Source organism: Thermomonas sp. (genome assembly GCF_047606765.1).
Taxonomy (GTDB): Bacteria; Pseudomonadota; Gammaproteobacteria; order Xanthomonadales; family Xanthomonadaceae; genus Thermomonas.
In genome coordinates, this window is record NZ_JASGED010000027.1 from 1 (window position 1) to 7586 (window position 7586).

Here is a 7586-nt window from a genome sequence, read left to right on the forward strand (position 1 = left end):
TCATCCCGGCGAAAGCCGGGATCCAGCTTTTTCAGTGACTTACCAAACAGCTGGATTGGACAAACATTCGTTTGTCAGAAGCAGCCGGCTTTCGCCGGAATGACGGCTTGTTCAGACCTTCCCTAAGTGGCTGTCCCTGTTCAGCTTCCGGCGCGCAGGAAGCTCACGATGCCGTCCAGCAGCATCTGCACGGAAATCGCCACGATCACCATGCCCATCAGGCGTTCGATGGCGGTCAGGACGCGGGTGCCGAGCAGCTTCTTGAGGTAGGTGGCAGAGAACAGGATCACCGCCGTGGCGGCCCAGGCGATGACCAGGGCCAGCATCCAGTCACCCATGCGGCCCGGTTCCTGGCTGCCCAGCAGCATCACCGCCGCCATGCCGGAAGGGCCGGCGATCATCGGGATCGCCATCGGCACGATGAAGGGCTCGCCATCCGGCAACTCGCCCATGACGCCATCCGGTGGCGGGAAGATCATGCGCAGGCCGATCAGGAACAGGACGATGCCGCCGGCGATGGAGACCGACTCCTGCCGCAGGTGCATCAGCTCCAGCGCGTACTGCCCGCCCCACAGGAACAGCATCAGCACGACCAGCGCGATCAGCAGTTCACGCGCCAGCACCCGCCGCTGCCGGGACGGCGGCAGGTCCTTGAGCAGGCTGAGAAACACCGGGATGTTGCCCAGCGGATCAAGGATCAGGAACAGCAGGAGTGCGGCGGCGGCGATGGTCATTGGTTGATTCTCGCATGGACGAATGCCACAGCTTGCCCAGCCCGTAGCCTACGGGCTACAATTCAACATGGAGTTGAAGCGCACGCCCGAGTTCAAGGCATGGATCGACGCCCTGCGCGACGTTGCCGGCCGCGCACGCATCCAGGCGCGCATCGAGCGTCTGGCGGGCGGCAATCCGGGTGACCTTCGCAATCTCGGAGGCGGCGTGTCCGAATTGCGCATCGATACTGGCCCCGGCTACCGCGTGTACTACACGAAGCGCGGCAACATATTGATCCTGCTGCTTGTGGGAGGCGATAAAACCACCCAGCAAGAGGACATCCGAAGGGCGCAGGAGATCGTGCGTCACCTGTAACCCACTTCACGCCACCCCACATCCATCAACGAGCGCAAGAGTGCCGTCATGACCAGAAAAAACACCGTGATTGAAACCTATGACGTGGCCGAACACCTCCGCTCACCAGAGGAAATGGCGGCTTATCTGGATGCCTGCATCGACGAAAGTGATGGAGATGCCGCCTTCATTGCCAAGGCGCTGGGCGATGTCGCCCGTGCGCAGGGGATGACCAAGGTGGCGCGTGATGCCGGCGTCTCGCGCGAGAGTCTCTACAAGGCATTGTCTGGTGAACGCAGCCCGGATTTCGCCACCGTGCTGAAGGTGACGCGCGCCTTGGGCGTAAGGCTGCACGCAACGGCGGCCTGAAGTTTCAGAATGATTGGGTTCGTCATTCCCGCCTGCACGGGAATGACAGCGTCAAAACGCCAACTCTCTGATCTCCCCCCGCCATTGACCACCCTCGGGCGAAAGCAGCTCGACACAGGCAGCCGCGTAGTCCGAAGCCGGGCGCGCGGCGGCATCGGCATTGGGCTGGTAGGCGCGACCACGCAGCGCGGTGCGCATCGGGCCGGGACGGAAGCCGCTGATGCGCGGGCCGTGTTCGCCCAGTTCGGTTTGCAGCATCGAGACCAGCGTGGCCTGCGCGGACTGCGCCAGCCCGTAGCCGCCCCAGAACGCCGAGCCGCTGCGTGCAGGATCGTCCAGTGCGAACACCACTGCGCCGGCATCAGCCTTCGCCAGCAGCGGCAGGCAGGCCTGTGTCAGCCACCAGCGCGCAGTGAGATCCACGTGGATGGCGCGGGCGAAGTCGGCGGGATCGGTGTATTGCAGCGGGGTCAGGCCCTTGAACTCTGCGGCGCAATGCAACAGCCCGTCGAGGCGACCGAATGCACCCTCCAGCGCCTGCGCAAGCTGGTCGTAGTCGTCGGGCGATGCGCCTTCCAGATCCAGCGGATACAACATCGGCTCCGGGCCGACGGCCTTCACCGCATCATAGATGCGATTGAGTGGCGCGAGCTTGCGCCCCAGCAGGATGACGGTGGCACCGGCCTGCGCACAGGCAACGGCAGCCGCCGAGCCCAGCCCGCCGGCAGCACCGGCAATCAGGACGGCGCGGCCATCCAGGGCAAGCGGCTGGCTCACGCCTTGTGCGCGTCCGCGATCAGGCGCGCGAGCTCACCGGATTCGGCCAGCTCCACGGTGATGTCGCAGCCGCCGATCAGTTCGCCGTTGACGAACAGCTGCGGGAAGGTCGGCCAGTCCGAATAGCGCGGCAGGTTGGCGCGGATTTCGGGTTCTTCCAGCACGTTGACGGTGTGCAACTCGGTGGCACCAGCCACCTTCAGCGCCTGCACTGCGCGGCTGGAAAAACCGCACATCGGGAATTGCGGCGTGCCCTTCATGAACAGGACGATGGGATGGCCTTCGATTTCGGCCCGGATGCGGTCTTCCACGGACATGCTGCGGCTCCTGGAACGGTGCGATCCGCTGCGGCATGACGCCGCCGCAACGGTGAGTGGGGATAGAATCGCGCATTGTAAACGTCGCGCGGCCCGCAAGCCGCATTCCCCACCTACCGACAGGAGCCCGCCCGTGGCCATTGAACTGCCAGCCCTGCCCTACGACCGCACCGCGCTTGAGCCGCACATCTCCGCCGAAACCATCGACTTCCACTACGGCAAGCATCACCAGACCTATGTGACCAACCTCAACAACATGATCGCCGGCACCGAGTTTGCCGACATGTCGCTGGAGGAGATCATCCGCAAGTCGCAGGGCGGCATGTTCAACAACGCAGCCCAAATCTGGAACCACACGTTCTACTGGAACTGCCTGAAGCCGGCATCCGGTTCAAACCCGGGCGGCGGCGAGCCGACCGGCAAGCTGCTTGACGCCATCAATGCCGCGTTTGGCAGCTTCGAAAAGTTCAAGGACGAGTTCACCAAGACCTCCGTGGGCACCTTCGGTTCCGGCTGGGGCTGGCTGGTGCAGCGCGCCGATGGGTCACTGGCGCTTGCCAGCACCTCGAACGCGGCCACGCCGCTGACCGGCGAGGACACCCCGCTGCTGACCTGCGACGTGTGGGAACACGCCTATTACATCGACTACCGCAACGCCCGCCCGAAGTATCTGGAAGCGTTCTGGAACCTGGTGAATTGGGATTTCGTTGCTTCGCAAATGAAGTAAGCAATGCGTTTCCCCTCTCCCCATCGCAGATGGGGAGAGGGTGCCGAAGGCGGGTGAGGGGCGCTTTTCGCAGCAATGCGCATGAATCCCCTCATCCGCCTTCGGCACCTTCTCCCGCAAGCGGGAGAAGGATCATTCAGGCGCGCAATCGCGCGACCACCGGCACCACCTGCGCCTGCCGGCCCAGCGCATCGCCAACGCGACGCAGTGCATCTGCAAGTGCATCGGCGGAATCCGCTCGCAACGTGGCATGCCCCACCTTGCGCCCGTCACGCGGCGACTTGCCGTAATCGTGCCAGTGACCGCCCGCTTCGCGCAGCACCGGCATGGCATCCGGCATTTCACCGATCCAGTTGAGCATGCAGGCGTGGCCGAGCATGCGGGTATCGCCCAGCGGCAGGCCCAGCACCGCGCGCAGATGATTCTGGAACTGGCTGGTCTCGCTGCCTTCGATCGTCCAGTGGCCGGAGTTGTGGACGCGCGGTGCCAGCTCGTTCGCCAGCAGTTCACCATCGCGGCAGAACAGTTCCAGCGCGAACACGCCCACGTAATCCAGCGCCTCGGCCAGCTTGCGCGCATGGGTCAACGCCGTGGCCTGCATCGCCGCGTCCACCTGTGCGGGTGCAAGGCTTGCGGACAGCACGCCATCGACATGCCAGTTTTCGGTCAGCGGCCATGCGCGGAACTCGCCATCGCGCCCGCGCACCGCCACCACGCTCAGTTCGCGCTGGAAATGCACGAAGCCTTCCAGGATCAGGCCCACCGTTTCGGCCTGCGCGCCGAGTGCATCCCATGCGGCATCGGCATCCGCCGGCGACTTGATGCGGAACTGGCCCTTGCCGTCGTAACCAAGGCGACGGGTCTTGAGGATGCAGGGCGTACCCAACTGCGCGATGGCGGCATCCAGCGTTTCGCGCGAGGTGATGTCGGCAAAGTCCGGCACTGGGATGCCCAGTTCGCGGAACAGGGTTTTCTCCGACAGCCTGTCCTGCGCCACCGCCAGCGCGCGCGGGATCGGATACACCGGCACCCGCTGCGTCAGCCACTTTGCGGACTGTGCAGGTACGTTCTCGAAATCGAAGGTGGCCACATCAATGCGCGATGCGAATTCGGCCAGCGCGACTTCATCGGTGTAATCGCCCACCACCATCGGCGCAAATTGCCCGGCGCAGGCATCGGCCACCGTGTCCATCACCAGGAAGCGCAGGCCCAGCGGCGCGCCGGCCAGCGCCATCATCCGCGCCAGTTGCCCGCCGCCCAATATCCCGACCGTGGTCACTTGCGCGGGTCGTCGTTGGCAACGACGTCCTCGGTCTGCTTGGCGCGGAACGCAGCCAGCGCATCGCCGATGGCGGGGTGATCCGCCGCCAGCATCGCCGCCGCGAACAGCGCCGCGTTGGCCGCACCGGCATTGCCGATGGCGAAGGTCGCAACCGGAATGCCTGCCGGCATCTGCACGATCGACAGCAGCGAATCCATGCCATTCAGCGCCTTGCTCTGCACCGGCACGCCCAACACCGGCACGGCGGTCTTGGACGCCAGCATGCCCGGCAGATGCGCCGCGCCGCCGGCACCGGCGATGATCGCGCGCAGCCCCCGTGCCTGCGCGGAAGCGGCATAGTCAAACAGCACATCCGGCGTGCGGTGCGCGGACACCACGCGCACTTCATGCGGCACGCCCAGAGCTTCCAGTCTTGCGGCAGCGTGCTGCATCGTCTCCCAGTCGGAGCGCGAACCCATCACGATGCCGACCAGCGGCGCGGTGTTGTTGTCAGCAGGCATGACGATCCCCAGGTCGCTAAAGACGTATTCTAACGGCCCACGTTTTCCGATGCCTGCCCCATGGATCGCAAGCTGCTCGATATCCTCGCCTGCCCCGCCACCCGCCAGCCGCTGGCCCTGTTGGACGCCGCCGGGCTGGACGCGCTCAACCGCGCGATTGCCTCGACTGGCAGCGTGAAGCGCAATGACGACAGCACGCAAGCCGAGCCGCTGCGCGAAGCGCTCATCACCCGCGACCGCAAGACGGTCTATCGCGTCGATGATGGCATCCCGGTACTGCTGGCCGAGGAAGGCATCGGCACCGCGCAGATCGAAGGTTTCCCGGCGGCATGAGCGCGAGGTTTGCGCCATCGCTGGAGGACTCGGTTGCCGCCAACGTTGCCGCCGCGCTGGCCGAGGACATCGGCCCGGGCGATGCCACGGCATCCTTGCTGGACGATGCGCCGGACTGCGCATACGTACTTTGCAAGGAAGATTGCGTGGTCGCAGGCAGGCCGTGGTTCGACGCCTGCCATCGCGCGCTTGATCCCGAGGTGCGCATCGACTGGCGCTGCAATGAAGGCGACCGCATCGCCAAGGGCACCGTCATCGCCACCCTGCAGGGCCACAACCGCACGCTGGTCAGCGCCGAGCGTGCATCGCTCAACTTCCTGCAAACACTCAGCGGCACCGCCACCGTCACTGCGCACTATGTCGATGCGGTGCGCGGCACCACTGCCGCAATCCTCGACACCCGCAAAACCATCCCCGGCCTGCGCGTGGCGCAGAAATACGCCGTGCGCGTGGGCGGCGGCGTCAATCACCGGATGGCATTATTCGATGCGGTGATGCTGAAGGAAAACCACATCCGTGCATTTGGCAGCGTGGCAGCCGCCATCCAGCGTGCCCGCGCGCTGCACCCGGAGCTGCCATTGATCGTGGAAGTGGAAACGCTGGCGCAGTTGCACGATGCACTGGACACCGGCTGCACCCGCATCCTGATCGACGATTTCGATGCCGATACCCGCCGCGAAGCGGTGCGCATCGCCAAGTCCGCACCCTACGACGGACGCATCCCGCTGGAAGTCTCAGGCGGCGTGGACATGACCACGCTGCGCGGCATCGCCGAGGATGGCGTGGACTGCATCTCGATTGGCGGGCTGACCAAGCATGTCCATGCCATCGACTTCTCGTTGAAACTGGGCACGCCGCCCACAGGTTGAGTCGATGCCTGACCTGCTCATCCTGTTGATCGTCGGCGGTGCCGCGTTCTTTTTCTTCACCGCCGCGCGCGCTGCCGCCGAACGCGCCGCCGAAGTCGGGCGCGATGCCTGTCAGGCTGCGGGCGTGCAATGGCTGGATCAGTCCGTGCATGCCATCGGCATGCGCCTGCGCCGCAAGGAGAATGGCTGGCTAGGGCTGGAACGCAGCTTCCGCTTCGAGTATTCCGAGGACGGGCAGGATCGCCACATCGGGCGCGTGGTGCTGCTGGGCGACAAGCTGGTTGGCTTCAGCGGGCCGAGCCGCGCCGCGCAGGCGGTGGTGCGGGATTTTCCGTTGCATTGATCGTTGATCGTAGGGGCAACCCCCCGTGGTTGCCCAAGGCCGGGCAGGCACGGGGCCTGCCCCTACGTTATTTCACGAACGGTTTGTGATGGCCGGGCAGGCACGGCGGCCTGCCCCTACGTTATTTCACGATCCGCAAATGCCCGCCGCGCTTGGGTGGCTCGGGTGTTTCGTCCGGGCGGGCATCGTCCACGCCATCGGCCTTGCCCGCATCGACAGCATCCACGGTATCGTCGATGGCATCGGCACCCGCAGTACCCTGCGACGGCTCCGCCGGCAGCGCCATGCCCTGCCCGGTTTCACGCGCATAGATGGCGATCACTGCTTCCAGCGGCACCACCACACTCTGGCTGACGCCGTTGAAGCGCGCGGAAAAGCGCAGGGCGTCGTTGCTCATGTCCAACTTCGCCACCGCGCGGTCGGCGATGTTGAGCACGATCTGGCCGTCCTTCACCGCATGCGCGGGCACGCGCACGCCGGGCATGCGCGCATCCACCAGCACATGCGGGGTCATGCCGTTGTCGGCGATCCATTCGTACAGCGCCCGCAGGATGTACGGGCGATGGCTGGTCATCGGCGGCGGGGCGGGCTCGCCCATCTCAGGCGGGCGTCACAGCGGCAGGTCGCGCAGGGCCTTTTCCTGCTCGGTCAGGCTGCGCACGAAGCCGGGGTTGCGGAAAATCCGGTTGCCGTAATCCTCGATCGCCTTGCCGTCCTTCGGCAGCGGAATGCCCAGCGCCTGCAGACGCCAGATGATCGGGGCCATCGCGCAGTCGGCCAGGCTCATTTCGCTGTTGAGGAAGAACTTGTAGGCCTTGAACAGCGGCACCGATGCGGTCAGCAGCTCCTTCAGGCGCTTGCGGCCTGCTTCGGCCTGCTGCTTGTTGCCAAGCTGGATGGCCTGCACCTGCGGCACCCAGTCGTGCTCGATGCGCAGCATCGCAAGGCGCAGGCGCGCGCGCGCCAGCGGCTCCACCGGCATCAGCGGCGGGTGCGGATAA

General features: G+C 65.5%; 13 protein-coding genes. 6 read left to right on the forward strand and 7 right to left on the reverse strand.

The window, feature by feature from the left end; translation table 11 throughout:
• Positions 1 to 140: 140 nt before the first annotated feature.
• A complete protein-coding gene (locus QM612_RS02990; protein ID WP_415252414.1) occupies positions 141 to 734 on the reverse strand; it encodes a YhgN family NAAT transporter in 594 nt (197 codons plus the stop codon).
• A gap of 67 nt (positions 735 to 801) precedes the next feature.
• Here QM612_RS02990 and QM612_RS02995 point away from each other — a divergent pair, with 67 nt between their 5' ends.
• Positions 802 to 1089, forward strand: a complete 288-nt coding sequence (locus tag QM612_RS02995; protein WP_415252415.1) for a type II toxin-antitoxin system RelE/ParE family toxin — start codon at positions 802 to 804, stop codon at positions 1087 to 1089.
• A 48-nt stretch (positions 1090 to 1137) separates the two neighbouring features.
• Entirely contained in the window at positions 1138 to 1437 is a 300-nt protein-coding gene (locus QM612_RS03000) for an addiction module antidote protein (RefSeq protein ID WP_415252416.1), read from the forward strand.
• A gap of 51 nt (positions 1438 to 1488) precedes the next feature.
• Here QM612_RS03000 and QM612_RS03005 read toward each other — a convergent pair whose 3' ends face one another.
• Together QM612_RS03005 and grxD are read right to left on the reverse strand one after the other, a co-directional pair.
• Entirely contained in the window at positions 1489 to 2214 is a 726-nt protein-coding gene (locus QM612_RS03005) for an SDR family NAD(P)-dependent oxidoreductase (protein ID WP_415252417.1), read from the reverse strand.
• Positions 2211 to 2531, reverse strand: coding sequence for a Grx4 family monothiol glutaredoxin (gene grxD, locus QM612_RS03010; protein WP_415252418.1), 321 nt, complete (start codon positions 2529 to 2531; stop codon positions 2211 to 2213). Before grxD ends, QM612_RS03005 begins: the two co-directional genes overlap by 4 nt.
• Positions 2532 to 2664: 133 nt before the next feature.
• Here grxD and QM612_RS03015 point away from each other — a divergent pair, with 133 nt between their 5' ends.
• Positions 2665 to 3258 carry a superoxide dismutase gene (locus tag QM612_RS03015; protein ID WP_415252419.1) on the forward strand — a complete coding sequence of 198 codons (594 nt, stop codon included), beginning with the start codon at positions 2665 to 2667 and terminating at the stop codon, positions 3256 to 3258.
• A gap of 136 nt (positions 3259 to 3394) precedes the next feature.
• Here the strand turns inward: QM612_RS03015 and QM612_RS03020 are convergent, their stop codons facing one another.
• Positions 3395 to 4537, reverse strand: coding sequence for a 5-(carboxyamino)imidazole ribonucleotide synthase (locus QM612_RS03020; protein WP_415252420.1), 1143 nt, complete (start codon positions 4535 to 4537; stop codon positions 3395 to 3397).
• On the reverse strand, positions 4534 to 5040 hold the full coding sequence (gene purE, locus QM612_RS03025; protein WP_415252421.1) for a 5-(carboxyamino)imidazole ribonucleotide mutase: 507 nt from the start codon (positions 5038 to 5040) through the stop codon (positions 4534 to 4536). Before purE ends, QM612_RS03020 begins: the two co-directional genes overlap by 4 nt.
• Before the next feature lie 60 nt (positions 5041 to 5100).
• Between purE and QM612_RS03030 the strand changes: the two genes are divergently transcribed.
• The 3 genes from QM612_RS03030 to QM612_RS03040 are packed head-to-tail and all read left to right on the forward strand — an operon-like array spanning position 5101 to position 6585.
• Positions 5101 to 5373: a Trm112 family protein gene (locus QM612_RS03030; RefSeq protein ID WP_415252422.1), complete on the forward strand. Its 273-nt coding sequence runs from the start codon at positions 5101 to 5103 to the stop codon at positions 5371 to 5373.
• The gene (gene nadC / locus QM612_RS03035; RefSeq protein ID WP_415252423.1) at positions 5370 to 6242 is read left to right on the forward strand and encodes a carboxylating nicotinate-nucleotide diphosphorylase; all 873 of its coding nucleotides are present in this window, start codon (positions 5370 to 5372) and stop codon (positions 6240 to 6242) included. Before QM612_RS03030 ends, nadC begins: the two co-directional genes overlap by 4 nt.
• Before the next feature lie 4 nt (positions 6243 to 6246).
• Entirely contained in the window at positions 6247 to 6585 is a 339-nt protein-coding gene (locus tag QM612_RS03040) for a DUF3301 domain-containing protein (protein WP_415252424.1), read from the forward strand.
• A 121-nt stretch (positions 6586 to 6706) separates the two neighbouring features.
• Here QM612_RS03040 and QM612_RS03045 read toward each other — a convergent pair whose 3' ends face one another.
• Both QM612_RS03045 and QM612_RS03050 read right to left on the reverse strand, forming a co-directional pair.
• Positions 6707 to 7183 (reverse strand): ClpXP protease specificity-enhancing factor, encoded by a 477-nt coding sequence (locus tag QM612_RS03045; protein WP_415252425.1) that lies wholly within the window; start codon positions 7181 to 7183, stop codon positions 6707 to 6709.
• 12 nt (positions 7184 to 7195) lie between these two features.
• A partial coding sequence (locus QM612_RS03050; protein ID WP_415252426.1) for a glutathione binding-like protein occupies positions 7196 to 7586 on the reverse strand: 391 nt, incomplete at its 5' end.

What these genes read in the sequence shown, in the direction of transcription:
- QM612_RS02990 (WP_415252414.1), bottom strand. Translation starts at nt 734, where the DNA reads ATGACCATCGCCGCCGCCGCACTCCTGCTGTTCCTGATCCTTGATCCG.
- QM612_RS02995 (WP_415252415.1), top strand. Translation starts at nt 802, where the DNA reads ATGGAGTTGAAGCGCACGCCCGAGTTCAAGGCATGGATCGACGCCCTG.
- QM612_RS03000 (WP_415252416.1), top strand. Translation starts at nt 1,138, where the DNA reads ATGACCAGAAAAAACACCGTGATTGAAACCTATGACGTGGCCGAACAC.
- grxD (WP_415252418.1), bottom strand. Translation starts at nt 2,531, where the DNA reads ATGTCCGTGGAAGACCGCATCCGGGCCGAAATCGAAGGCCATCCCATC.
- purE (WP_415252421.1), bottom strand. Translation starts at nt 5,040, where the DNA reads ATGCCTGCTGACAACAACACCGCGCCGCTGGTCGGCATCGTGATGGGT.
- QM612_RS03030 (WP_415252422.1), top strand. Translation starts at nt 5,101, where the DNA reads ATGGATCGCAAGCTGCTCGATATCCTCGCCTGCCCCGCCACCCGCCAG.
- nadC (WP_415252423.1), top strand. Translation starts at nt 5,370, where the DNA reads ATGAGCGCGAGGTTTGCGCCATCGCTGGAGGACTCGGTTGCCGCCAAC.
- QM612_RS03040 (WP_415252424.1), top strand. Translation starts at nt 6,247, where the DNA reads ATGCCTGACCTGCTCATCCTGTTGATCGTCGGCGGTGCCGCGTTCTTT.
- QM612_RS03045 (WP_415252425.1), bottom strand. Translation starts at nt 7,183, where the DNA reads ATGGGCGAGCCCGCCCCGCCGCCGATGACCAGCCATCGCCCGTACATC.